This window comes from Micromonospora sp. NPDC050187, assembly GCF_044459745.1.
GTDB lineage: Bacteria > Actinomycetota > Actinomycetes > Mycobacteriales > Micromonosporaceae > Micromonospora.
Genome location: NZ_JBITJH010000015.1, coordinates 61,500 through 85,992 on the forward strand (window position 1 = coordinate 61,500; position 24,493 = coordinate 85,992).

Annotated in this window: 23 protein-coding genes; 10 read left to right on the top strand and 13 right to left on the bottom strand. The window is 72.1% G+C overall.

Translation table 11 applies throughout. From position 1 onward, the window contains the following. Window positions 1-132: 132 nt before the first annotated feature. Together ACIBJE_RS22030 and ACIBJE_RS22035 are read right to left on the bottom strand one after the other, a co-directional pair. Window positions 133-855, bottom strand: coding sequence for an ABC transporter permease (locus tag ACIBJE_RS22030; protein ID WP_396751116.1), 723 nt, complete (start codon window positions 853-855; stop codon window positions 133-135). Continuing rightward, window positions 852-1,538 carry an ABC transporter permease gene (locus ACIBJE_RS22035; RefSeq protein ID WP_396751117.1) on the bottom strand — a complete coding sequence of 229 codons (687 nt, stop codon included), beginning with the start codon at window positions 1,536-1,538 and terminating at the stop codon, window positions 852-854. Before ACIBJE_RS22035 ends, ACIBJE_RS22030 begins: the two co-directional genes overlap by 4 nt. Window positions 1,539-1,540: 2 nt before the next feature. Here ACIBJE_RS22035 and ACIBJE_RS22040 point away from each other — a divergent pair, with 2 nt between their 5' ends. Further along, entirely contained in the window at window positions 1,541-2,560 is a 1,020-nt protein-coding gene (locus ACIBJE_RS22040) for an ABC transporter ATP-binding protein (protein ID WP_396751119.1), read from the top strand. Window positions 2,561-2,696: 136 nt separating this feature from the next. On the opposite strand, the gene ACIBJE_RS22045 is transcribed toward ACIBJE_RS22040, so the two are convergent. The 7 genes from ACIBJE_RS22045 to folP form a co-directional block, all read right to left on the bottom strand. After that, entirely contained in the window at window positions 2,697-3,197 is a 501-nt protein-coding gene (locus ACIBJE_RS22045) for a hypothetical protein (RefSeq protein WP_396751121.1), read from the bottom strand. A gap of 70 nt (window positions 3,198-3,267) precedes the next feature. Continuing rightward, on the bottom strand, window positions 3,268-3,573 hold the full coding sequence (locus ACIBJE_RS22050; protein ID WP_396751123.1) for a hypothetical protein: 306 nt from the start codon (window positions 3,571-3,573) through the stop codon (window positions 3,268-3,270). Between the two features lie 41 nt (window positions 3,574-3,614). Continuing rightward, complete coding sequence (locus ACIBJE_RS22055) at window positions 3,615-4,826, bottom strand: ABC transporter permease (RefSeq protein WP_396751125.1); 1,212 nt, start codon at window positions 4,824-4,826, stop codon at window positions 3,615-3,617. 134 nt (window positions 4,827-4,960) lie between these two features. Beyond that, entirely contained in the window at window positions 4,961-5,494 is a 534-nt protein-coding gene (locus ACIBJE_RS22060) for a DUF3180 domain-containing protein (protein WP_396751127.1), read from the bottom strand. Between the two features lie 19 nt (window positions 5,495-5,513). After that, window positions 5,514-6,041: a 2-amino-4-hydroxy-6-hydroxymethyldihydropteridine diphosphokinase gene (gene folK, locus ACIBJE_RS22065; RefSeq protein ID WP_396751128.1), complete on the bottom strand. Its 528-nt coding sequence runs from the start codon at window positions 6,039-6,041 to the stop codon at window positions 5,514-5,516. Beyond that, the gene (gene folB, locus ACIBJE_RS22070) at window positions 6,038-6,403 is read right to left on the bottom strand and encodes a dihydroneopterin aldolase (protein WP_396751130.1); all 366 of its coding nucleotides are present in this window, start codon (window positions 6,401-6,403) and stop codon (window positions 6,038-6,040) included. Before folB ends, folK begins: the two co-directional genes overlap by 4 nt. Then, window positions 6,400-7,302 (bottom strand): dihydropteroate synthase, encoded by a 903-nt coding sequence (gene folP / locus ACIBJE_RS22075; RefSeq protein WP_396751132.1) that lies wholly within the window; start codon window positions 7,300-7,302, stop codon window positions 6,400-6,402. The genes folB and folP overlap by 4 nt, the downstream gene beginning before the upstream one ends. 399 nt (window positions 7,303-7,701) lie before the next feature. On the opposite strand from folP, the gene ACIBJE_RS22080 reads away from it, so the two are divergent. The 7 genes from ACIBJE_RS22080 to ACIBJE_RS22110 are packed head-to-tail and all read left to right on the top strand — an operon-like array spanning window position 7,702 to window position 16,075. Continuing rightward, entirely contained in the window at window positions 7,702-7,968 is a 267-nt protein-coding gene (locus ACIBJE_RS22080) for a hypothetical protein (RefSeq protein ID WP_396751291.1), read from the top strand. A 13-nt stretch (window positions 7,969-7,981) separates the two neighbouring features. Continuing rightward, entirely contained in the window at window positions 7,982-8,344 is a 363-nt protein-coding gene (locus ACIBJE_RS22085) for a hypothetical protein (protein WP_091649219.1), read from the top strand. A gap of 49 nt (window positions 8,345-8,393) precedes the next feature. Beyond that, entirely contained in the window at window positions 8,394-11,768 is a 3,375-nt protein-coding gene (locus tag ACIBJE_RS22090; protein WP_396751134.1) for an ATP-binding protein, read from the top strand. A 4-nt stretch (window positions 11,769-11,772) separates the two neighbouring features. Then, window positions 11,773-13,737, top strand: a complete 1,965-nt coding sequence (locus ACIBJE_RS22095; RefSeq protein WP_396751293.1) for an MFS transporter — start codon at window positions 11,773-11,775, stop codon at window positions 13,735-13,737. Window positions 13,738-13,741: 4 nt separating this feature from the next. After that, on the top strand, window positions 13,742-14,290 hold the full coding sequence (locus tag ACIBJE_RS22100) for a hypothetical protein (protein WP_396751136.1): 549 nt from the start codon (window positions 13,742-13,744) through the stop codon (window positions 14,288-14,290). After that, window positions 14,287-15,462 (top strand): M23 family metallopeptidase, encoded by a 1,176-nt coding sequence (locus ACIBJE_RS22105; RefSeq protein WP_396751138.1) that lies wholly within the window; start codon window positions 14,287-14,289, stop codon window positions 15,460-15,462. The genes ACIBJE_RS22100 and ACIBJE_RS22105 overlap by 4 nt, the downstream gene beginning before the upstream one ends. Before the next feature lie 13 nt (window positions 15,463-15,475). Beyond that, the gene (locus ACIBJE_RS22110; RefSeq protein WP_396751140.1) at window positions 15,476-16,075 is read left to right on the top strand and encodes a hypothetical protein; all 600 of its coding nucleotides are present in this window, start codon (window positions 15,476-15,478) and stop codon (window positions 16,073-16,075) included. A gap of 5 nt (window positions 16,076-16,080) precedes the next feature. Here the strand turns inward: ACIBJE_RS22110 and ACIBJE_RS22115 are convergent, their stop codons facing one another. Further along, window positions 16,081-16,641 (bottom strand): hypothetical protein, encoded by a 561-nt coding sequence (locus ACIBJE_RS22115; RefSeq protein WP_396751295.1) that lies wholly within the window; start codon window positions 16,639-16,641, stop codon window positions 16,081-16,083. A gap of 506 nt (window positions 16,642-17,147) precedes the next feature. On the opposite strand from ACIBJE_RS22115, the gene ACIBJE_RS22120 reads away from it, so the two are divergent. Next, on the top strand, window positions 17,148-19,877 hold the full coding sequence (locus ACIBJE_RS22120; protein ID WP_396751297.1) for an FtsK/SpoIIIE domain-containing protein: 2,730 nt from the start codon (window positions 17,148-17,150) through the stop codon (window positions 19,875-19,877). A gap of 51 nt (window positions 19,878-19,928) precedes the next feature. Further along, a complete protein-coding gene (locus ACIBJE_RS22125; RefSeq protein ID WP_396751142.1) occupies window positions 19,929-20,651 on the top strand; it encodes a hypothetical protein in 723 nt (240 codons plus the stop codon). Between the two features lie 19 nt (window positions 20,652-20,670). On the opposite strand, the gene folE is transcribed toward ACIBJE_RS22125, so the two are convergent. The 3 genes from folE to hpt form a co-directional block, all read right to left on the bottom strand. After that, complete coding sequence (gene folE, locus ACIBJE_RS22130; protein WP_088981739.1) at window positions 20,671-21,336, bottom strand: GTP cyclohydrolase I FolE; 666 nt, start codon at window positions 21,334-21,336, stop codon at window positions 20,671-20,673. Window positions 21,337-21,374: 38 nt separating this feature from the next. Further along, window positions 21,375-23,435 carry an ATP-dependent zinc metalloprotease FtsH gene (gene ftsH, locus ACIBJE_RS22135; protein WP_396751144.1) on the bottom strand — a complete coding sequence of 687 codons (2,061 nt, stop codon included), beginning with the start codon at window positions 23,433-23,435 and terminating at the stop codon, window positions 21,375-21,377. Between the two features lie 452 nt (window positions 23,436-23,887). Further along, window positions 23,888-24,463, bottom strand: a complete 576-nt coding sequence (hpt, locus tag ACIBJE_RS22140; RefSeq protein WP_088981737.1) for a hypoxanthine phosphoribosyltransferase — start codon at window positions 24,461-24,463, stop codon at window positions 23,888-23,890. Window positions 24,464-24,493 lie beyond the last annotated feature (30 nt).

Here is a 24,493-nt window from a genome sequence, read left to right on the forward strand (position 1 = left end):
CAGAAGTTCCACGAAACACTTTCGGCGGCGGAGGGACAACCCGCGCGGCAAATTTTGTCGCCGGATCGTCACCCGTCGGTCGGTCCGACGTCGTTCAGGGCACCGGAACGGGGCGGAGAGCGCCGGGACGGGTCAGCCGCCGGCCACGGCGCTCGCCGCGCGGCGGCCGGCCCCGCGCCGGGCGCGGCGCAGCGGACGTGGGGTGACCAGCCGTTCGACCAGGGCCAGGAGCAGCTCGACCAGGATCGCCAGTCCGGCCACCAGCACTCCGCCGGCGAGGATCTGACCGCCGCCGGCCGCGATGTCCAGGCCGAAACCGGCCCGGATGATCTGGCCCAGCCCCCCGCCGTTGACGAAGCTGGCCAGGGCCGCAGTGGCGACCACCTGGACGGCGGCGGTACGGAACCCGGCCGCGAGGTACGGCACCGCCAACGGCAGCTCCACCCGGCGCAGCACCTGCCACCCGGAGAAGCCCATGCCCCGGGCCGCGTCGCGGGCCTCCGGATCCGCCTGCCGGATCCCGGTGTACGCGTTCGCCAGCAGCGGCGGCACGGCGAAGACGGCCAGCGCGACCACCACCGACGGCTGCCCGAAACCGAGGAAGGTCAACGGCAGGATGGTCAGCAGGGCGAGCGTCGGCACGGCGAGCGTCACGTTGGAGACGAGCACCACCAGGCCACCGCCCCGTCCGGTGTGCCCGAGCCAGAAGCCGACCGGCCAGGCCACCAGGCAGCCGAGGACGACGGCCGCCGCCGACATGGTCAGGTGCTCCCCGAGCCGGTCCAGCACGCCTCCGGAATTGGTCCAGTTCAGCGGGTCGTTGAGCCAGAGCACCGCCTGTCCGATCGCGCTCATGGGGTGGTCCTCCGCAGCCAGGGGGTGAGCAGCCGGCCGACCCCGGCCAGCACCAGGTCGAGCACGAGCGCCAGCAGCACGCAGAGCAGGGTGCCGGTCATGATCTGCGCCTTGTAGAAGTTGTTCTGGAAGCCGGCGAAGATCAGCTGGCCCAGCCCGCCGCGACCGACCACCACGCCCACCGTCACCAGCGCGACCGTGGAGACGGTGGCGAGTCGCAGTCCGGTGAGGATGCCGGGCAGCGCGAGCGGCAGCTCCACCCGGAACAGTCGACCCCAGCGGCCGTACCCCATGCCCTGGGCGGCCTCCCGGACCTCCGACGGCACCTGGTGGAGACCGGCCACCGTGTTGCGCACGATGACCAGCAGCGCGTACAACACCACCACGCTGAGTACGGTCACCGCCCCGATTCCCAGGTACGGCGCGAGGAAGGCGAACAGCGCCAGGGACGGGATCGTGTAGAGCACACCGGTCAGTGCGAGAATCGGGCCGGTGAGCGGCCGGAACCAGTACGCCGCCACCGCCAGTGGCAGGGCCACCAGCGCGGCGATCACCACCGCGCGGGCGGTCAGCGAGGCGTGCTCCCCCAGCGCGGCGGCGATGGTGTCGGAGTTGTCCCGCACGTACTGCCAGGAGAACCACGGGTTACCCGGATCGGCCCGGTAGCTCAGGCGGAAGGACATGCGTGGACGTTACCCCGGACCCCGTTCCCGTCGTCGACCGCGCGACCGGCCCGGCCGGCGGTGCCGCGTCGATCACCCTGGACGGGATCGGCAAGCGCTACCCGGGCGGCACCGAGGCGGTACGTGACCTGAGCCTGGAGGTACGGGCCGGCGAACTCGTCGTGCTGATCGGCCCCTCGGGCTGCGGGAAATCGACCGTGCTCCGGATGATCAACCGGCTGGTCGAGCCGACCTCCGGCCGGGTCCTCCTCGGCGACGACGACGTCACCCGGGTCGACCCGGTGACGCTGCGCCGCCGGATCGGCTACGTGATCCAGAACGTCGGTCTCTTCCCGCATCAGACCGTACGCACCAACGTCGGCACCGTGCCCCGGCTGCTCGGCTGGTCGAAGGAGCGCAGCCGGCGTCGGGTCGACGAACTGCTGGAGCTGGTCGGGCTCGACCCGGCGCAGTTCGGCGGTCGCTACCCGCACGAGCTCTCCGGTGGGCAGCGGCAACGGGTCGGGGTGGCCCGCGCGCTCGCCGCCGACCCGGTGGTGCTGCTGATGGACGAGCCGTTCTCCGCCGTGGACCCGATCGTGCGGACCCGGTTGCAGGAGGAGTTCCTCCGGTTGCAGGCCGAGGTACGCAAGACCATCGTGCTGGTCACCCACGACCTGGACGAGGCGGTCCGGCTCGGCGACCGGATAGCGGTGCTCTCCGAGGGCGGCCGGCTGGAACAGTACGACACCCCGGCCGCGGTGCTGGGCGCGCCGGCGTCGGACTTCGTCCGCGACTTCGTCGGCGCCGACCGGGGCATCCGCCGGCTGGCGGTCACCCCGGTCGCCCGTGGCACGCTGCGCCCGCTGGCCGACGCGGAGGCAGCCGACCTGCCCCGGGTCCGGTTGGGCGGCTCGGCGTACGACGCACTGGCCGTCCTGCTGACCTCGAACGCCGACCGGGCGGTCGTGGTCGACGACGACGGGCCGGTCGGCGTGCTGAGCCGGCAGCAACTGCTGGACCTGGGCCGGCCGGAGCACTGACCGGCCCACCGGCGGGGCGGGGCCTCGTCGGCTGGGAGTCGGCCTGGTCGCCCGGGGTTGCCCTTGTCGCCCCGGGTTGGCCTGGTCGGCTCGGGGGTTGCCCTTGTCGGCTCGGGGCGGGTCGCCGCCGTCCCGGTCAGGCCCGTCCGCCGAGGCTGGCGATGCCGACGATCCAGCCGGCGAAGAAGCCGTACGCGGCCCCGGTGCCGGCGGCCTGCACCGCCACGAACAGCGACGAGTCCGCCCCGAACAGGGAACTGAGCAGTGCGGCGAATCCGGCCGCGAACACGTACGCGCCCCAGCCGGAGAAGAGCTGACTGAACAGCCCCGCCGCCGGGGCGGTCTGCGGGCCGGGCAGCAGGTAGAGCAGGATCGCGGCCAGGACGACCACCAGCAGGGCGCGCAGCCCGTCGGTGAACAGCGTCTCGACCGGACGGTCCGAGTCGAACCGCCAGCTCGGCCAGGCGAGCAGGCGCAGGAACCAGCCGGAGGCCGAGTTCGGATCGGTGCCGTCCCCGGCCCACCGGACGTAGCTGGGACTCCCGCAGACAGCGACGAGGACGAGCGCGGCGAGGGTGCCGGTGCCCGTCGCGGTGCTCCGGCGACGGTCGACCCCGGCCCGGCTGGTCAACGGCATGCCACGACCAGTTCCCGGCCGGCCGGGCCGGGCAAACCTGAAGGCCGGTCGTTTCACCGTGCGGGTCGGTTCAGTGCTTCATCAGGTAGTCGATGAAGGCGGCCCGCAGCAGCGGCGCGGACTCCTCGTAACCGTGGCCGGTCAGTTCCCGCCACAGCGCCGCCGCCTCGTCGATCGTCGGCCCGACCGAGTTGGGCGCGCCGTCGAGCACCGCCGCCTCGTCGGCGTTGGGCAGGTGCCGCAGGACGGACCAGAAGAAGGCGACGTCCCGGCGCTCCCTGGCCAGGGCGAACGCCTGCTCGCGAAGCTCCTCGGTGGAGAGCGCGTCCAGCTCGGCGAAGGAACGGCCCGGATCCGGCGACGATGATTCGGTCATGCGGCGAGCCTAACCGGCGGAATCAGCGTCGGCGCGTCGAGTCACTCACGGTCACCGCGCCACCGGTCCCGCTCGCCGTCCCAGCGCCCCCACGGATCGACCGGGTCCTCGGTGGAGCGGGCCGGCAGTGCCGGGGGCCAGGGGCCGTCGTACGTGCCCGCGCCCGACAGGGTCCAGCCCGAGCTGGTCGTGGGGTCCCCGCCCGGCCCGGGATCGGGCGGCTCCCCGGTCGCCGGCCGTGGTCGGCCGTACGTCTCGACCATGCGGGTGACGACCAGGCCGACGGCGAGCGCCGACCCGGCCACCGCCCAGCGGCTGATCTCGTGGCCGGCCGCGTCGACGTACGCGAAGAAGAGACCGGCCAGGACGACCACCAGCATCGTTCCGCTCACGCCACCGCGCCGGCCGAAGGCACTCGTCCCGCCGAGCAGGGCCATGCCGAGGCCGAGCGCCGTCCAGTCCAGACCGGGTTCGGGTACGACCCGGTCGGAGCCGTTCGCGGCGAGCAGCACACCGGCCAGCATCGCCAGCACCGTGGAGCCGATCAGCGCGCCGCCGGTGACCAGGGCGGCCACCGTCCCCCGCCGGCGTGCCGGATCATCGACCGGCCGGAACCGGCCCACCAGTCCACGCACCGGTCGGATCGCGCCGAACAGGCCACCGAGGACGGCGACCGCCAGGAGACCGGCGAAGAGCTGGTAGGCGTTGTGGCGGGGGTCGTAGTGGGCCTGGACCAGCACCGGCACCTGCCGACGCTCGATGTACACCGCCAGCCCGGCCGCGGCGGCCAGGCTGGCCGCCCAGGCGGGCACGTGCAGCAGCACCACGAACATCGCCAGGACCAGCCCACCGAGGACGGCCGCCACCACGGCCGGCACGACCGCCTCGGTCGTCCCCCGGTCGCCCTGCTCGGCGAAGTGCAGGGCGGCGGCAACCGCGACCGGACCGATCGCCAGGTTCGGGGCGGCGGTCCGCAGGCTCAGCCCGGCCGCGAGCGCGAGCAGGCCGAGCCCGACCACGCCGACGAGGAGTTCCCGCAGTCCGTCGCCGCGCAGAACCCGTGGTTCCTGGAGCCAGAGCAGCAGGCCGAGGACGCCCACCGTGCCCGCGAGGACGGCCTCCCAGGCGACGTGCACGGCGACCCGGTCGGGACCGGGTTCGGCTACCGGCGGCAGTTCGGGCACGACGGTTGTGGCCGGTCCGGACTGGTGCCGATCGACGGACTCACCCCGGCCCGGCTGGTCGTACCCCATTGACGCACGCCTCCCACGGTCGCCGACCGGCCCGGCCCGGCGCAGGGCGGACCGGAGCGCGTGGACCGGGGTCGGCCTTGACTACCCGGTCGCAGGCACCGTACCCGCGCCCGGGCGAAGGCGTAACCCCGTGATCAATGGATGTGCCGGTTCTCCCGGTCGTCGGGCTCGCGTTCGTCGTCCGGCCGTTGAGGCACCCGGCAGGAGCGTTCCAGCCAGAGAGCCGCCGCGACCAGCGCCAACGAGGCGACCAACCCGGCCAGGGCCGCCGGGCGGTCCTCGGTCGCCGCCCGGGTGCTCTCCACGAAGAGCCAACCGGCCAGTCCGGCGTAGAAACCGGCGAAGATCGCACCGGCCAACGCGGACGCCTTCGCCAGCACCACGAACCGGGCCACCAGGAGCGGGTTGACCGGGTCCCGGCCGGGCTTGCGCTCGATCCGTCCCCTGGTGTTGACCGCCGCGTACCCCTCGAGCACGGCGAGCCCGGCCAGGGTGATCACCGGCAACCAGGGAAGATCCGGCAGGTCTCCGTAGAGGAAGCTGATCAGCAGCCAGGCCAGCGCCGCGGCAGCGAGCCCGGCCACCAGGAGGGTGGCCGGTCGGGTCGGGCCCATCCGGTCACGGTCGGGTGCCGGCCCGCGCGGGGGTGGGGACTGTGGCACGGTCATGCCGCCCGGCTCCGCTGGGTCATGCCGTCGACTCTAACGTCAGATCCGGTCGGGCACGCAGTTCCAGGGCGTCCCCGGCCACCGGCTCGGCGGTGAGCAGGTCGGTGAGCCAGCCGTGCCCCGGCAGCTGCCCGTACGGCTGGATGTCGATCCACGGGCGCAGCACGAACGCGCGCAGATGGGCGCGGGGGTGGGGCAGGGTCAGGTCGGGGTCGTCGCTGAGCACCGGCTCGCCCGCGTCGTCCCAGACGGCCACCACGTCGACGTCCAGGGTGCGGGGCCCGAACCGACGCCGCGGGTCACGGAGACGCCCGGCCGACCGCTCGGCGTCCCGGGCCCGGTCCAGCCAGTCGCGCGCGGTGGCGGTCGGGTCCTCCGCCAGCAGCACCGCGTTCAGGTACATCGGCTGGTCGGTGTCGCCCCAGGGCGGGGTCTCGTACACCCCGGACACCACCCGGACCGCCTCGCCGAGACAGGCCACGGCGGTCCGCAGGTTGGTCAGCCGGTCGTCGAGGTTGCTGCCCAGGGAGAGCACGGCCCGGGTCACCGGGAACGCGTCCGGGTCATGGTCACCGCCACGTCGGTGAAGGCGTGCGGTACCGGTGCCTCGGGCTTGTGCACGGTCACCGTGGCGGCGGCGACCCGGGGATCGGCCAGGCAGACGTCGAGCAGCCGGTCGGCGAGGGTCTCGATCAGGTTGACCGGCTCGCCGGTGACCACGGCGACCAGCCGGCCGGCCAGTTCGCCGTAGTGGACGGTGTCGGTCACCTCGTCGGAGCGGGCCGCCGGGGCGAGGTCGAGTTCGAGAACGGTGTCGACCACGAACTCCTGTCCCTGCTCCCGCTCGAAGTCGTAGACGCCGTGCCGGCCCCGGGCCCGCAGTCCGGTCAGCGTGATCCGGTCGCTCATGCCGCTCCTTCTTCCCCGCGATCCGTGGTGACTGTGCCGCCCGACCCGTTGCGCGCCGGTGGGGCCAGTCGGGGCCGGCCGCTGGCCCGCCAGACGGCGAGCGCGTCGACCGTGCCCCGTACGTCGTGCACCCGCACCCCCCAGGCGCCGGCGGCCACCGCGAGCACGCTGGTGGCGATGGTCGCCGCCTCCCGGCCGTCGGTCGGCCGGGGTTCGCCGTCCGGCGCGGCGAGCAGCCGACCGAGGTACGACTTCCGGCTCGCGCCGAAGAGCAGCGGGAAGCCGAGGGTCAGCAGCTCGGACAGGCGGGCGGTGAGTTCCCAGTTGTGGGCGGCCGTCTTGGCGAAACCGAGGCCGGGGTCGACGACGATCCGGTCCTCCGCCACCCCGGCCCGCAGCGCGTCCTCGACGCGTCCGGCCAGTTCGGCCCGGACGTCGGCCACCACGTCCGTGTAGGTGGCCAGGGCGCCCATGCCCCGGGAGTGGCCGCGCCAGTGCATCAGCACCCAGGGGCAGCCGGCGTCGCGGACCACGCGTGCCATGTCCGGGTCGGCCAGGCCGCCGGAGACGTCGTTGACCACGGCCGCGCCGGCGGCCAGCACGGCCTCGGCGACCCGGGCCCGGGTGGTGTCGATACTGACCGGCACCCCGGCGGCGGCGAGTTCCCGGACGACCGGCAGCACCCGGGCCGTCTCGCTCGCCGCGTCGACCCGGTCCGCGCCGGGACGGGTCGACTCGCCGCCCACGTCGACCAGGTGCGCACCGGTGGCGTGCAGTCGCACCCCGTGCCGGACGGCGGCGTCGACGTCGGCGTACCGGCCGCCGTCGGAGAAGGAGTCGGGCGTGACGTTGAGGACGCCCATCACGACCGGGCCGTCCGCCCTTACCAGATCGGTCACCGCTGCACCGTACCCGCCACGCCGGGAGCCAAGGCCCGGCCGGGGGCGATTCCGCACGCCCCTGACGAGCGAATTGGAACAGGTGTACGATCGGTCGCCGGGGGCGAAGCGGGCATACTCTTCGCCGCTTGTTCCAAAGAGGGGCGGCCCGTACGCTTTGGAATTGCTTCGGCACTGAGCGACCGAAGCCCGGAGGGAGGGCCAAAGCGGGGAAATCCGCCCAAAGCCTGCCACCTAGCGTGGTGGGGCACGGACGCAGCGTCAGCGACGACGCGCCCGGAACGCGCAGTCCCATCAGGTTCACCCGAGTACCGCAGCGGCTCCGCCGGCCGCGCCATGGGGAGGTTTCCAGTGATCGCCACAGAGCTCGTGGACACGGTGTCGACAGCTGTCGCCCCGATGTTCCACGCCCTGGCGTCGACCCCGCTCGCCGAGCCGGCCCCCAAGGGGATCAACACCGACGGTGTCGTCTCCTTCTTCGCCAGCAAGATCGCGCCCATCCTCCTCGCGGTGCTGGGCGTCATCTTCATCGGCCGAGCCAGCCGGGGCGAGATCTCGAAGGTGCTGACCAGCTCGGCCATCGCCATCGTCGGGCTCGCCTTCATCGCCGGCGCCGCTACGCTCTTCTTCGTCGGTGACTACCTGATCGAACTGATCTTCGAATAGGCGCGGGCACGAGATGCGGCTGCGCACCGACGACGACATCTACCGGGCCCGCCTGGTCTACCTCGGCCCGCCCGGGTACACCCTCCCCGTTCACCTGCCGTACGCGCAGTACGGCCTGTTCATGCTGCTCGTCCCCCTCTACATGTTCATCCACTGGTTGTTCACGCTGAAGGTCGAGCTCTTCCCGGCCTGGGAGATCGCGCTCGCCATCGTGACGACCTCGTTCATCTTCCGGTACGTCGATCCGGACCGGCCGGCGCGCATGGTGATCCGCACCGCGCTGACCGACTGGCGGCGTACCCGGGAGCCGGCGGCCGAACTACGCGACCCGCGCCTGGTCGGCAGCCGGATCAGGATCCGGGAGGAGCTGGCATGACCGGGCGTACGCCGATCAGACGGTCGAGTGATCCGGGCGAGGCGATCGAATGAACCGTCCATCGACGCCGGGGCAGTCGTACCCGGCAGGACATCAGACCGCCCCGCACGGTCACCGTGCGCGCTCGTTCGACTACCCGCCGGAGGAGCAGTCCGGCGAGGTGAGCCTCGACCCGGCGCTGGCCACCAGCCCCGGGCACGGCGGGGTCGGGGTCTTCCAGGCACCCCGGCCGGTCCGGGGCCGGCCGACGCCACCCACCGGGGAGAGCGCCCCGCCGCGCCCCGCCCCGGAGAGTCCGGACATCGACTCCCCCTTCCTGGACCTCTTCGGCGGCACCCGACCGGGGGGCGCCCGGCAGCCCCTGACGCCGCTGCGGCGTCCCGGGCGCGATCCGCTGCCGATCCCGCACCAGCCCGCCGCCCCGCCCGTGGAGCCGGCGGCGTCCCGGGCGACCTCACCGGCCGTGGAGCCGCCTCGGGCGGCCACCCCCGTCGTGGAGCCGCCCCGGGCCGTTCCGGTGCCGCCCCGCACCCGGGCCGTTCCCGTCGACGAGACGCCCGTTCCGGCTCCGCCAGCCGCGCCGGTGCCCGAGCCCGTACCGCCCGCCCCGGTGGCGGCGCTGACCGAACCCGAGCCGCCCGCGGTGTTGCCGCGCGTACCGGAACAGCCGACCGAGCGCCTGCCCGTCGCCCGGCCACCGGCGGAGCCGGCCCCGGCCACCGCACCCGTGGACGGCGCCGACGGGGAGCCGTCGTCGAGCCACCGTCGCATGCCGCCCCGGCAGCGATCCGCCGAGGGCCGACGGGAGAAGCGCGAGAAGTCGCCCAAGCCGGTCAAGCCGACCCGGATCCGGCCTCCAAAGATCAAGTTCGGGGACCGGGATCCCTCGGTCGAGCTGGCCATCACCGAGATCGCCGGACACCTGACCTTCACTCCGAACACGGTCACCGCGTGGTACTGGCTCCCCGAGGTGCGTTGGGCGTTCCGTCCCGACGCCGAACGGGAGGCCCTGCTCTCGGCGATCTCCGAGCAGTACGCCGGCCTCGCCGGGTTCCGGCTGCACCTGCGTCGCACCACCCGGCCGTTCCCGGCCGACGAGTGGGCCCGCACCATCGACTCGTACACGCCGGCCCCGCTGCCGGACGTGTCCGGCACCCCGGGTTGGGCCGACCACCTGGTCGCCGCGCAGCGGCACCTGCTCTCGGTCAACCACGCCGAGGGGCAGACGTATCTCGGCGTGACCTTCGCCCGCCGGTCGCTGGGCGACTCGCTGACCGAACGCCTGCTGCGCACCTTCGGCCGCGGCACCGCCGACGGCGAGCGGCGCAAGCTGGGCCGGACGGTGGAGCAATTCGACGAGGTGCTCGCCGCGTTCGGCATGCGCGGCCGGCGGGTCACCGCCCAGGAACTGGAGTGGCTCCTCTACCGCTCGGTGGCGCTCTGCATGGCACCGCCCGGGGCACTCTCCCCGGTGACCAACGGACACTGGGAACGCGGTGACCTGCTCGCCCTGACCGAGCAGGTGGAGCGGTACCGCACCCCGTACGGGTCCACGGTCAAGCTGGTCAACCGGATGACCGGCGAGGAACGGCACGTCGCCGTGCTCGCCGTCGGCCGGATGGAACCGCTGGAGATCCCCGAGAAGCACGAGCCGTGGCTGCACTTCCACGAGCGGCTGCCCTGGCCGATGGAGATCTCCACCCGGGTCGACATCCTCGGCTCCGGCGACTCCTTCCGGAACCTCGAACACCGGCTGCGGATGATCCGCTCCCAACAGCTCGACTACGCCGAGCACGGCATCGACGCCCCGCCCGAGTTGGAACGCCTCGCCAAGCGGGCCCTGGTGATCGGCGACGAGATGACCACCGGCCTGCCGGTGGACTCGGCCCGCGCGCACGGCTGGCACCGGATCGCCGTCGGTGGCCGGACCCGGGAGGAGTGCCTGGAGCGGGCGCGCCGGCTGATCCAGCTCTACTCGCGCGAGCTGCGCATCTCGCTCCAGCATCCGAAGAACCAGGACTGGCTGGCGCGGGAGTTCATCCCCGGCGAGCCGATCGCCAACACCGGATACGTCCGCCGGATGCCGGTCAACCTGCTCGCCGCCGCCCTGCCGCAGGCCGCCTCCACGGTCGGCGACCGACGCGGCGACCTGATCGGACGGACCGCCGGCACCTGCCGCCGACCGGTCTTCCTCGACATGCACTTCCCGATGGAGGTACGGGAACGCTCCGGTCTGGCCGTCTTCGTCGCCGAGCCGGGCGGTGGCAAGTCGACCCTGCTGGGCGCGCTCGGCTACCTCGCCGCCCGGCGGGGCGTCCAGGTGACCCTGCTCGACCCGTCCGGTCCGCTGGCCCGGCTCTGCAACATGCCCGAGCTGCGGCCGTACTCCCGGGTGCTCAACCTGACCGGGTCGGAGCACGGCACGCTCGCGCCGTACTCGCTCATCCCGACGCCGCTGCGGACGGAGTTCGCCAGCGGCCCGGCGGGGGACCGGGAGTTCGAGATCGCGGTCTCCAACGCCCGGGCCGAACGGCGCATGCTGGTGCAGGACATCTGCATGATGCTGGTGCCGCCCCAGGTTGCCCGGGAGGCGTCCACCGCCACCCTGTTCCGGCACGCGGTCCGCCAGGTGCCGGCCGAGGAGACGTCCACCCTGGACGACGTAGTCGCCTGTCTCGGCCAACTCGACGACGACGCCGGCAAGGAGCTGGCGAACCTCCTCCTGGACACCGCCGAGATGCCGCTGGCGCTGCTCTTCTTCGGCCGTCCGCCGGAGGGGTTACTCGGTGCCGACGCCGCGCTCACCGTGATCACCATGGCCGGGCTGCGTCTCCCCGACCTCAAGATCGAGCGTGAGTACTGGTCGGCCGAGGAGTCGCTGGCCCTGCCGATGCTGCACACCGCTCACCGGCTCGCGGTACGCCGCTGCTACGGCGGCTCGATGTCCTCCCGCAAGCTGGTCGGCCTGGACGAGGCCCACTTCATGGAGGGCTGGCGTTCCGGCCGGTCGTTCCTGGTCCGACTCGCCCGTGACTCCCGTAAGTGGAACCTCGCCGCGCTGGTCGCATCGCAGAATCCGCGCGACATCCTCGGGCTGGACGTGCAGAACCTCGTCTCCACGGTCTTCGTGGGCCGGATCGCCGAGGACGCCGAGATCGCCTCCGAGGCACTCCGGCTGCTCCGGGTGCCGGTCGACGACGGCTACGAGGCGACCCTGGCCTCCCTGTCGGCCGCCGACGCGTCGTCGGCCACCCGGCTCGGGTTCCGGGAGTTCGTCATGCGGGACGTCGACGGCCGGGTGCAGAAGGTCCGGGTGGACGTCTCGTACGTCGACGGGCTGCTGGAGCACCTCGACACCACCCCCGCAGCGGTCGCGACAAACGCTGTGAACCTACCGAGCATCCTGTCGGACCTGGAGGCGTGACATGGTGGCGAGGGCCCCGGCACGGATCGCGGCACTCCTCCTCGCCGTCGGCGTACTCGCGGTGGCCACGATCGTCTGGCCCGCGATCGGCGCGGCGGCGGCACCACCCCCGGCGACCCAGGCCCGAGCCGACCTCTGCACCACGCAGGAGTGGCAGGCCGACTTCCGCGCCTGCGTGGCGAAGCTGGAGAACGTCAGCGAGGACACGGTCAAGTGCCGTAATGCCCCGACCCCCGGCACGCCGGACTCGGGACTGGCCGGCTGGTTCGCCGCCCGACCGGAATCCTCCACGCAACCCGGCCCGAAGGGGCTCTACAGCGACTACGGATACGCCGGCTACAGCTTCAACACGTACGACATCGACACGGGCTGCGCGTCGTCCGTGCTCCACCCGGACTACCGGTTCACCACGATGGTGGCGAACGGTGAGTTCATGCTGGCCAACGCGATCATCGGCGCCTCGAACGCGCTGCGCGAACGGGCCTGGGAACCCCGGTCGATGTGGGGTTGGGCCGACCCGCTGGTGGAACAGGCCACCAAGGCCGTCTACCAGAAGGTGTTCAGCGTCTTCGGCATCATCACCCTGTGTGTGGTCGGGCTCTACCTGCTCTGGCGGTCCCGACAGTCAGACATGAGCAACGCGATGACCACGGCCGGTTGGGCACTGCTGGTGATGGTCGCGGTGACCGCACTGGCCGCCTGGCCGGTGAAGTCGGCCAACATCGCCGACGGCACCCTGGTCACCACCCTCGGGGTGGTCCACGACGCCGTCGGCCCCACCGCGAAGGACATCCCTCCGGACAAATGCGTCCTGCCCAACCCGGATGCCTGTAAGGACAATCGTCCGCCTGCGGTGCGGGCCAGCGACACGGCCACCGAGTCGCTCCTCTACCGCAACTGGTTGCGGGGCGTGCTCGGGTCGGCCGACAGCGAGACCGCCAAGAAGTACGGACAGGCGCTCTACGACGCGAAGTCGCTCTCCTGGGAAGAGGCGGAGAAGCTCCGACAGAACCCGGCAACGCGGGACGCCACCATCGACGCCAAGCAACAGCAGTGGGCCCGGGTCGCCGAGCAGATCAAGAAGGAGGACCCGGAGGCGTACGAGTACCTCCAAGGGGTCCGTGACATGGACCGGGTGGGTGCGGGCTTCATCGCGGTGCTCGCCGCCGTCCTCTTCGCCATGTTCGACCTGATCGCCTCCCTGCTGGTTCTTCTCGGCTTCCTGCTCTTCCGGTGGGCGGTGATCGCGGCGCCGATCCTCGGCACCATCGGTTTGATGCGTCCGGCGAGCGCGGGCCTGCGACGGCTCGGCAACGCGGTCGTCGCGGCGGTGTTCAACATCGCCATCTTCGGCACCGGCGCGGCCATCTACCTCTTCGCGGTCGATCTGATCATGAACACACCCACTCTTCCGGGCTGGCTCCAGGTGGTGCTCGTCTGGCTATGCGGCGTGGTCGGTTGGCTGTTGCTGCGGCCGTACCGACGGATCACCCAACTCGGCGGGAAGGAAAGCGGCGAGTCGTCCGGTTCGGGTGGTTCCTGGCACCGCCGGTTCTTCCGGGACATGCGGACGGCCGCCCGGCTGGAGGAGGCCGAAGCCGGACAGCGGGCAGAGCCGGCGACGGGCCGGAAACGGGGAGCGGTGGCCGAGCAGACCCGGCTCCGGCCGGAGTCACGTCGGGAGGACCCGACGCACGCCCCGGCGCGCGCCGAGACCCTGACGGTTCCCGGGACGGAACCCCGGCAACGCCCGGACGGTCGTGAACGCGCGGACGAGACAGTGGTTCCGGACGAACAGCGCCGCACCGGCCGACCAACGACGCCGCGTCCACGTCGCCAGCCGACGACCTGGACGGATCCGGACGTGCCGGAGGAGAACCCCTCCTTCGTGATCTACCGGCCCGGCTCGGCGGAGCGCACCTCCGCTCCTACCCCGCAGGCCCCCCGGGTGCGTACCGAGGCGAGGTGAGAACGTGCGACGGGCGATCGAGTTCCTCCTCACCCGGGTCCTCCGGTCCCGGCTCGGCGTGGCGCTGGGCATCGGCATCCTGGTCCTCGGAGTCATCGGAGCGGCACGGCTGGTCTCCGGTCCGGTGGACCCGTCCGCCGGCCTCAGCAACCGGCCGGACCGACCGATCACGACGGTGGACCCGAACGCGGGGGACGACGGTGTGATCGCCACGGCCGCACCGCCCTCCCCGGTCACCCGCCCCGGCGCTCCGAAGCCGGAGAAGATCGCGGATCGTTTCGTCGGCGCCTGGCTCGGCGGTCGCGGGATGACCAGCGACGAATGGCTGGCGACCATCCGGCCGCTCGCCACACCCGTCCTGGTCGAGAAAATGACCGGCGCGGACCCGGCCGGAGTACCGGCGGAGCGGACCACCGGTCCGGCCACCCTCCGGCCACGGACCGAGTCGTTCGTCGAGGTACTGGTCCCCCTGGACACCGGGCAGCTACGGCTGGAACTCGTGGCACCGGAGGGACGCTGGCTGGTTGACGTGGTGGACTGGGAGCGGGCATGAGCGACACGACCCGGAAGGCCCTACCCGGACGGCAGGTGCGCGTCGGGGCACTGGCAGCGGCGTTGACCGCAGCGATGGCGTTGCTCTGCTGCACTGGTGGGGCCGGCGCGTTTCTCCTCACCGAACTCGGCGGCGACACCGATGAGATGATCAATGCGGCGGCCTTGAACTGCGGCACGGAGAACACCGTCGACGTGACCGGGGACATGCCCCGGTTCAGCGAGTACGGCGAACGCCAACTCCGCAACGCGGCCATCATCATCAAGGTCGGGCAGGACATGGAGCTGCCCCCGCGAGCCTGGGTGATCGCCGTCGCCACTGCCATGCAGGAGTCCGGCCTGCGCAACCTGGCCAACAGTACGGTGGCGGCTTCCAAGGACATCCCTCATGAGGGAATTGGCTGGGACCACGACTCGGTGGGTCTGTTCCAGCAGCGCCCCGGGTGGGGCACGGTCCGGCAGCGGATGGATCCCGCCTACGCGGCCCGGAAGTTCTACCAGAAGTTGGTCAAGGTCGACAACTGGGAGCAGCTCCCGTTGACGGTGGCAGCCCAGAAGGTGCAGATCAGCGCCTTCCCGGATGCCTACGCCAAACATGAGGAGCTGGCCAGCAGAATCGTGGACGCGCTGGCCGGCGGAGCCGCCCGGACGGTCCAGATCTCCGGGAGGAAGGTCTGCGACGCGGCAGCCGGCGGTGAGATCGCCGCGTCGGGTTGGACGGCTCCCATCCCCGGCGGGGTCGGGTCGGGATTCCGCACGGCGCAACGTCCCAAGCACAACGGCGTGGACATCGCCGCCCCCAAGGAGACCAAGATCCGCGCCGCCGCCAGCGGCCGGATTCTGATCGCCAAGTGCGACCCCGACAACCGGGAGCGGCTCAGCTGCGACGAGGACGGCTGGCCGAACAAGGGCGGCTGCGGCTGGTTCGTCGACATGCTGCACGCCGGCGGCTACATCACCCGCTACTGCCACATGCTCTACAAGCCCCTTGTCGTTCCCGGTCAGATGGTCGAGGCAGGCGAGGTCATCGGAGTGGTAGGCAGCAGCGGTAACTCCTCCGGCCCGCACCTGCACTACGAGGTGCACGTCAACGAGGACCGCAGCAGCAACGGAGCCATCAATCCGGTGCCTTTCATGAAGGAGCGGGGCGCCCCGCTGAAAGGCGCGGCGTGAAGCATTCGAACCGATGACCAATCCACTTCCGGACCCGTTCGCCGGTCAACCCGACTGGGCACCACTTCCACCCCGGCCGATCCGGCTGGCGTCCGCGACCGGCCTGGTCGACCTGCGGGGACGGCGGGTCGTCATCGGGCTGCCCGGCACCGGCTGGCGCGGGGACCTGCGGGCCGATCAGCGTGTGGTGCAGAACAGCCGGACGTACGTTCCGGTGATCCCCGAGAACGAGTGGTACCGGGCCGAGTCCGAGCAGGTGGAGGTGTTCGCGCCGCTGGTTCCGGTGGAACGGGTCTGGGTGGAGACTCTGGGGGCCCGCCCCATCGCCGGCATCCCGCACGACTCGACGCCGCGACTCGTTTCCCTGGACGCGCCGTCGCACCGGCCACCGACTCCGGTCTTCGAGGCCGATGCGGCGACCGGTCGGCGGGTCGTCCACGTGGTCGGTCCGACGGAACACCGTGACCTGCGCGCCGTCACCGAGCCATACTCCGGCCCCGACGGGGACATCTGCGTGCGGGTGGCCGCCGAACTGGACTGGTACCGCTGGGCCTGGCGCGGCCAACCCCCGACCACCCTCGAGGTGCCTGTCCACCTGCTCTGGATCGAATAGCCCAATCAGCCGATCTTCGCGGCCTCACACACCCGCCAGTCGTCCTCCTCCCGGATAGTGAACTGCCAGGACTGCCGATCGCTCTGGCTGATCCCTTCGACGAAAGCAGAGATGGTCAGGTCCGCGACGACCTCCGCCTGTTTCCCGTTCTCCTGGACCGTAAGCCCGCCCCACTTCACCGAGAAGTTGACCCCGAAGCGCTTCTCCCGGGTTTCCAGGTCGGTCCGAAGTGCTCGCAGTTCAGCTACCCCGTCCGACTCTTGATCACAGGTGAAGAGATCGGCTCGCGCGTCGTTGCGGTCCACCAGAAAGGCACGCAGATAGTTGTCCACCACGACGTCGGGAGCACTGCGGTCGGGGGCGCTGGCGCGGCTGTAGAGGATGTAGACGGTGACGGCACCGCTGAGACAGAGCACGGAGAGTACGACACCCGCCACCGTCAGAACCGTCCGCAGCCGGCGACGCGGCGGCATCGGGGCCGGCGGGGCGGGAGGTGGTGCCAGGTCCTCCTGCGGGGTCCGCTGTGCCGGTACGCGAGACACCTGGGAACCGGCGGGGGGCTGCACTGATTCCACCCCCTGAGGTTATCGGCTGGACGCCCCGTACCCAATGCCCCGGAAGCCGCCGATCTTCACCTGGATCGTCCCGCTTCGCCGGATCGGCACGGTTGGCGATCTCTCTGCGCGCACCGCCGTCACACCTCCCGGATCGACGCCTCGACCTGGGATACCGTCTTGCTCGGGAAGGTTCTACCGGCCTCGGGAAGAGAGGTGGACGGGTGGCCGACATCAAGGGGCCTGCCGGCCGTGCCGCCGCCCTGCACCGCCGGGCCGCCGCGACCGCGACCGCCGCCGCCACCCTCCTGGACGGCACCCGGCCGATTCCGGCCGACCAACGTCGACAGTACGAGCTGACCGACCGGCTCCGCCGGGCGGCCGAGGCGTTGGCGCCGGGCTGGGCGGGCGACGCACTGGATTCGCTCACCCCGGACGTGCCGTCCGGTGACGGGGTACCCGCCTTCGTCCGGGTCGGTACCGCCGCCCCGCTGGACGACGCGCGCTTTCCCGCTCTGGTGCCCCTGCCCGGCACCGGCCACCTGGTCATCGACACCGACGTCCGGGACCGACGGGTCGCGGGTCTCCTCCGTGCCGTACTGCTCCGGCTGCTGGCTGCCTCGCCCGCCGGGTCTCTGCTGGTACGCGCGGTGGACGGCGCCGCCGGAACGACGTCTCACGGGTCGGCTGCGGCACCGCCCACAGCAGTACCGGCTGTGTCCGCCCCTGGAACGGCCGGAGCGACGTCCGGCCGGTCCGTCAGGGGGCGGGCCGACGAATTGCATCTCACCGGGATGGCCGGAACGGCGGCCGACGTACCCGCCGGCCACGATGCCCCGGCCCCTGCCGAGCCCACCGGCAGCACCCAGGCGTCGTCGACGGGGTCCTCCGCCGGCAGTACCCGAGCGCCTACCGAGTCGGTCGGCGACAGTGCCGGGGAACCGACCGGAACCGGCACCCGGGTGGCCCTGGCCGGTTCCGGTGCAGGCGCAACGGTCGCGGAGCGGAGCAGCGGAACTTTCGCCGGGTTCGCCCCGCTCGCCGACGCCGGTCTGCTGCCCCCACCCGCCACTGATCTCGCCGGCCTGCGGGCGGTGCTCAGCGACGCCGAGCAGTGGGTGGCCTCCGGTACCGCTCGACAACGCCGGCACGACCGCACCATGCTGCTGGTGATCGCCGCGCTACCAGCCGGGTTCGGGCCGAACGACCTGGCGCGGATCGAGGCCCTGGCGCGGTGCGGCCACCAGGCCGGCCTACACCTGGTCGTCGCCGGTTGGCCGCCGCTGACAGCCGACCGGCCACCGCCGGCAAGTGCCACCAACCTAAACGGGGACGGTACGGCGCGGTCCCGCGCGAACGACCCGAACACCCCCTCCTCCCCGGTACGGGATACGGCCCGGACCGGTGCACCGGCACTGCCGTACGCGACGGAGATCGCGATCCGCAACGCGTACGCCCTGCTGGGCGACCCGCCCGGCACCTCGTTCGCCAGCCCCGGCGCGGAGCCGCCGACGGGTCTGAACTCCCCGGTCCTCGTCGAGGACGATCCGCCGGTCGGGTTGGTCGAGGCGGTCTGCCGCCGGCTGGCCCGGCGGGTGGCCGCCGGTGCCCAGCTCACGCTCGCCACCCTCCTGCCCACCGCCGACGCGCCCCGCTGGGCGACGAGTTCCGCGACCGGCCTCGCCACGGTGGTCGGGGACGCGGACGGGCGGGCGGTGAACCTCGGCCTCACCGAACTGACCCCGCACTGGCTGATCAGCGGGCGGGCGGGCAGTGGACGGGCGGACTTCCTGACCAACGTACTGTTCGGCCTGGCCGCCCGGTACGGACCGGACGAGTTGCTCCTGCACCTGGTGGACCTGGCTGATGGCGAGTCGTTCACCGAGTTCCTCCAGACGCGGCGGGACCGGTCGTGGGTGCCACAGGTCGCGACGGCCGCGCTCGCGGCCGACCGGGAGTACGTGCAGGCCCTCTTCGGTCATCTGGAGACGGAGCTGCGCCGCCGCGAGGAGGCGGGCCACCGCGCCGGTGGACAGCGCTTCGCCGAACTGCGTCAGCATCGACCCCTGCCCCGGATCGTCTGCGTGATCGACAACGTTTCGCTGCTGTTCCGGGACGGCAACCCCGGACAGCGGCCGGGTCAACGTGACCGGCTCGGCGCCGACCTGGCCGGCCGGTTGGAGACCCTGGCCCGCGCCGGTCGGGCGTACGGAATCCACCTGGTCCTGGCCGGGGAGGGTGACCTCGGTCTCGGCGCCGGGGCCGCCTCCCGGGACTCGGTGCTCGGCCAGTTCCCGGTGCGGGTGGCGTTGCCGGGCGGCGGCGCGGTGCTGGAGCCGACCAACGACGCCGCCGCCGGTCTGGCAGTGGGCAGCGCGGTGGTCAACACCGCCGGCGGGCTCGGCGGCCCACGCGGCGCCACCCGGGGGCACGAGCGGATGGTGCGTTTCCCGGATCCGCTCGACGATCCGGCCGCGCTCGCCGAGCTGCGGCGCGACCTCTGGGCAGCCCGTCCCGCCGGGTCGTCCCCGCCCGTGGTCTTCGCCGGGTACGCCCGGCCGGTGCTGGGTAACGACCCGTGTTACCGGGCCGCCGAGGCCGGCCAGGCCCGGACCCCGGCCGCACTGCTCGGCCGGGCGGTGGATGTGTCCCGGACGACGGTGTCGGTGCCGCTCGTCCCGGCGGCCGGCCGGAACCTGGTGGTACTCGGCACCGGTAAGGATTCCGCCTCGCTGCTGTCCAGCGCCGTCCGGAGCGTCGCCGCGCACCATCGGTCGGGCAGTGCCCGGTTCGTCGTCGCCACTCTGACCAGGAGCGCGGAGGACGTCGCCGCCGCTCTCGCCGCCGACTTGGCCACCCGGCACACGGTCGAGACGGTCGACCTCTCCGGTCTGCTCGCCATCCTGGACGACGACCGCCCCGGCTACCTGGTGCTGTTCGGCGCGGACGGTCCGGGCGGCGTGCCGGACGGGCCGCTGCGTGCCCTGCTGCGGGACGGCCCGCCGAGCGGACGGCACGTGCTGGGCTGGTGGCGTTCGGCGTCGGCGTTCGGCGCGCTGCTCGACCCGGAGGACGGGGTGAGCAAGGTCGCGTCGGTGGTGGTGACCGACGTGCCCGCCAGCCAACTGACGCCGATCGTCGGACGGACGGTGCAGTGGTCGCCCCGGCCCGGACGGGCGCTGCTCTGGGACGGGCCGGACGGGCCGGGCACGGTCCTGGTGCCGTTCGCCACCGACGAGGACGGTTAGCCGCGATGACCGAGGACGGCGAGGCGGCATGACCGGGAACGGGGAGCCGCGATGACCGGGGTCGGGAGCGCGCCGACGCAGCGGGTCGCACCGGAGGAGACACCGTCCGACCCGGTCACCGACGCGTGGACCGAGTACCTCGCCGCCGCCCGGCAGCTCGACGGGATACGCCGTGGCGCGGCCACCGCCGCAGGCGCGCAGGCCCGGTCGGTCCAGGATGCCCGGGAGGAACTGACCGCGGTACGGGCCCGCCTGGCGGCACAGCAGTCCCGCCTCCGTGAGCGGGGCGTGCCGGCGATGACGCTGGTGCCGTCCCCGCCGGAGGTGACGGCGGCGGCCCGGTCGATGGCGGCCGGTCCGGCGGCGGTGCTGGCGGCGCTGTGGGCCGCCCGGGAGGGCGCAGACACGGCCGACAGCGTGCTCGACGCGCGCGGGTGGGCGGCTGTGGCCGGGGTCTGGCGCGCGTCCCGGTCCGAGGGCTGGCCGGCCCGGCTGCGGAATCTCCTGGTTTACGGACCGGTGGCACTGATGGCGCCGGTGCTCCAGATCGTCCTCGTGCTGACCGGTTCCGAGGCCCGGACGGCGCTGGCGTTGCTGCTCGGCCTGTTGCTGCCGGTGGTGGCGTTCGTGGTGGGCTGGGCCGGCGTGGGCCGGCTCTTCCCGCCGGGCCCGGACGGACGGTTGGACCGCACCCCGCGCTTCGGCGTGCTGGTGTGCGGAGCCCCGGCGGCGCTGGGCACCGCCGGGGTCCTGTTGGTCGGGCTGGTCGGCTGAGTCGTACCGCCGCCCTCGGTCAGCGCGGGATGATCAGGGCCATCGCCTCGGCGCGGGACTTCGCGTCGCGCTGGAGCGTGCCGCGTACCGCCGAGGTGATCGTCTTGGCGCCGGACTTCTGGATGCCCCGCATGGCCATGCACATGTGCTCGCACTCGAGCACCACGATGACGCCGCGCGGGTTGAGCCGCTCCATCAGTAGGTCGGCGATCTGCGAGGTGAGCCGTTCCTGCACCTGGGGCCGGCGGGCGAAGACCTCGACCAGCCTGGCCAGCTTCGACAGCCCGGTGATCCGGCCGTCCGGTCCGGGGATGTATCCGATGTGCGCGCTGCCCCGGAAGGGGAGCAGGTGGTGCTCGCACAGGCTCATCACGTCGATGTCCCGGACGAGCACCAACTCCTCGTGGTTGGCCTCGAAGGTGGTGGTGAGTACCTGCTTCGGGTCGACCCGGAGGCCGGCGAAGAGTTCCGCGTAGGCGCGGGCGACGCGGGCCGGGGTCTGGAGCAGTCCGTCGCGGTCAGGGTCCTCTCCGACCGCGATCAGGATCTCGCGTACCGCCCGCTCTATCCGGCCGAGGTCGACGGCGTTCTCCACCGGGCGACCGGTGAGCTTGCCGTTGATCAGCCGGGCGGCGAGGTAGTCCAGGGCCTCGTCGCCGTCGGGTTCGGTCGACGAGGCGGCCAGCGCAGGATCGCCCTGGCTGGCCGCCTTTTCACGCGGGTTCAGTGGGTACCGTCCGAGCTGTTCGCGGTGCCACCGAGGTTGTTCGGGGAGGCGCCGAGGTTGTTCGAGGACGCGCCGCCGCCGACTGCGGCGTGGACGCCGTCCGCCTCGGCCTGCGCCTTCAGCGCCTCCTGCTCGGCGGGGGTGAGCACGGGCGGCTCGGTGGAGGGCTGCCGCTTGCCGAAGCCGTTGTACGGGGCCATCGGCGGGCGCTTCACCACCCGGTGACAGATCCGGGCCATGTCGGCGGTGGAGAGGGTCTCCTTCTCGATCAACTCGAGGACCAGGTTGTCCAGGACGTCCCGGTACTCGACCAGGATCTCCCAGGCCTCGTCGTGCGCCAGCTCGATCAGTGCCCGCATCTCGCTGTCGATCTCGGCGGCCACCGCGTCCGAGTAGTCCCGCTCGTGGCCCATGTTGCGGCCGAGGAACGGCTCGTCACCACTGGTGCCGTACTTGATGGCGCCGAGCTTCGAGCTCATGCCGTACTGCGTGATCATCGCGCGGGCGAGCTGGGTGGCCTTCTCGATGTCGTTGCCGGCACCGGTGGTCGGCTCGTGGAAGACCAGCTCCTCGGCGGCCCGGCCGCCGAGCGCGTAGGCGAGCGTGTCGATCATCTCGGCCCGGGTCTGGGTGTACTTGTCCTCCGTGGGCAGCACCAGGGTGTGCCCCAGCGTCCGGGCACGGGACAGGATGGTCACCTTGTGCACCGGGGCGGCGTGCGGCAGCGCCCAGGCGACCAGCGCGTGCCCACCCTCGTGGTACGCAGTGATCTTCTTCTCCTGGTCACCCATCACCCGCGTCCGCCGCTGCGGACCCGCGACGACCCGGTCGATCGACTCCTCGAGCGAGTCGTTGGTGATCGCCCGCTGCTCCTTGCGTGCGGTGAGCAGGGCGGCCTCGTTGATGACGTTGGCCAGGTCGGCGCCGCTGAAGCCGGGGGTCCGGCGGGCGACCGAGTCGAGGTCGACGTCGGGCGTGAACGGCTTGCCCTTGGCGTGCACCCGCAGGATCGCCTTGCGGCCCTCCATGTCGGGCGCGTCCACCGGGATCTGCCGGTCGAACCGGCCCGGACGCAGCAGCGCCGGGTCGAGGATGTCCGGCCGGTTGGTGGCGGCGATCAGGATGACGCCGCCCTTGGTGTCGAAGCCGTCCATCTCCACGAGGAGCTGGTTCAGCGTCTGCTCGCGCTCGTCGTGGCCGCCGCCCATACCGGCGCCCCGGTGTCGGCCGACCGCGTCGATCTCGTCGACGAAGACGATCGCCGGAGCGTTCGCCTTGGCCTGCTCGAAGAGGTCACGGACCCGGCTGGCACCGACACCGACGAACATCTCGACGAAGTCGGAGCCGGAGATCGAGTAGAACGGCACCCCGGCCTCACCGGCGACGGCGCGGGCGAGCAGCGTCTTGCCCGTACCGGGCGGCCCGAAGAGGAGCACGCCCTTGGGGATCTTGGCACCGAGGGCCTGGTACTTCGCCGGGTTCTGCAGGAAGTCCTTGATCTCGTGCAGCTCCTCGACGGCCTCCTCGGCCCCGGCCACGTCCGCGAAGGTGGTCTTCGGGGTGTCCTTGGTGATCATCTTCGCCTTGGACTTGCCGAAGTTGAGCACCCGGGAGCCGCCGCCCTGCATCTGCGACATGAAGAAGAGCAGCAGAAGCACGAGCAGGGCGATCGGGAGCAGGTTCACCAGCAGCGTGACGAGGACGCTGTCCGACGACACCTCGGTGTCGGCCGGACCGGTGACCCGGTTGGCCGCCTTGGCCGCGAGGACCTGCTCCCAGACCCGGTCGCCGACCTCGTACGGGAACTGCGCCTCGATCTTGTCGGTGGTGGTGTCACCGAACTTGGCCTTGTCCTTCAGGTCGATCTGGAGCGTCTGCTCCTTGTCCTGGAAGACGACCTTGTCGATCTGCGCGGTGTTGAGCCGGTCGAGTGCGACCGACGTGTCGACCTTGTGGTAGCTCGGTCCACCTGTGAACAACTGACTGAGCAGAATCGCGCCGGCGATCACCAGGATGATCCAGACCACCGGGCGGCGGAAGAAACGCGTACGTTCCATACTGTTGTCGAGCGCCGAGGCGCCCGGACCCTCCTGATCGACGTCCTGACCGTCTGATGGCTGTTCGCCGCCGAGGCGGCGGCCGGAGCCGCCGTTCTTCGGGCTGGCCTCGACCCCGAAACGCGTAATCGCCGCGTCGCGGTCATTCGACGGTACACCGTGCGGACGACGAGCGAGCTCGCGAGGGCCGCAGTCGTGCATCGCCGGTATGACACGGCGTGACCGTCGGCTCCACCAGCCCCTCACCACCCACCCGGGTTCCGGGCGAGAGCCGGCGTGACGTCGGCGCCGCCACCGGTCGCCGACCGGTGGTCGACGGGCCCGGTCGCGGGACTACTCCCACGTCACCGAACCACCACCGTAGTCCGGATACCTGAGAGCGCGCTGTACGTCCGCTCGATGTCGGCCGACACTACCTGCTCAGGGCGCCGGCGGTAGCGGCCGGAGGGCGGTCAGGACCGGGCGTACACCTGCGGTTTCAGCACGCCCACGTAGGGGAGCTCGCGGTAACGCTCGCCGAAGTCGAGGCCGTAGCCGACGACGAACTCGGTCGGGATGTCGAACCCGACGTACTTCACCGGGACCTCGACCTTGACCGCGTCGGGCTTGCGGAACAGGGCCACCACCTCGACGCTCGCGGCCGACCGCGACTCCAGGTAGCGCAGCAGCCAGGAGAGGGTCAGCCCGGAGTCGACGATGTCCTCCACCACCACCACGTGCCGTCCGGCGATGTCGCGGTCGAGGTCCTTGAGGATCCGCACCACCCCGGACGACGTGGTGCCCTGGCCGTACGAGGAGACGGCCATGAACTCGAGCTCGGCGGGAGGACCGTGCCGTCCGAGCGCCCGGGCGAAGTCGGCCATGAACATGACCGCGCCCTTGAGCACGCAGACCAGCAGCAGCCCGTCCTCGACGTCGGCGTAGTCCGCCGAGACCTGCTTGGCCAGCTCTGCGGTCTTCTCGCGGATCTGTGCCTCGGAAATGATCACGTGGTCGATGTCGGCGTCGTACCAGGAGCCGTCAGCCATGCCCCTTAGCCTGCCGTACGCCGCTCGGTC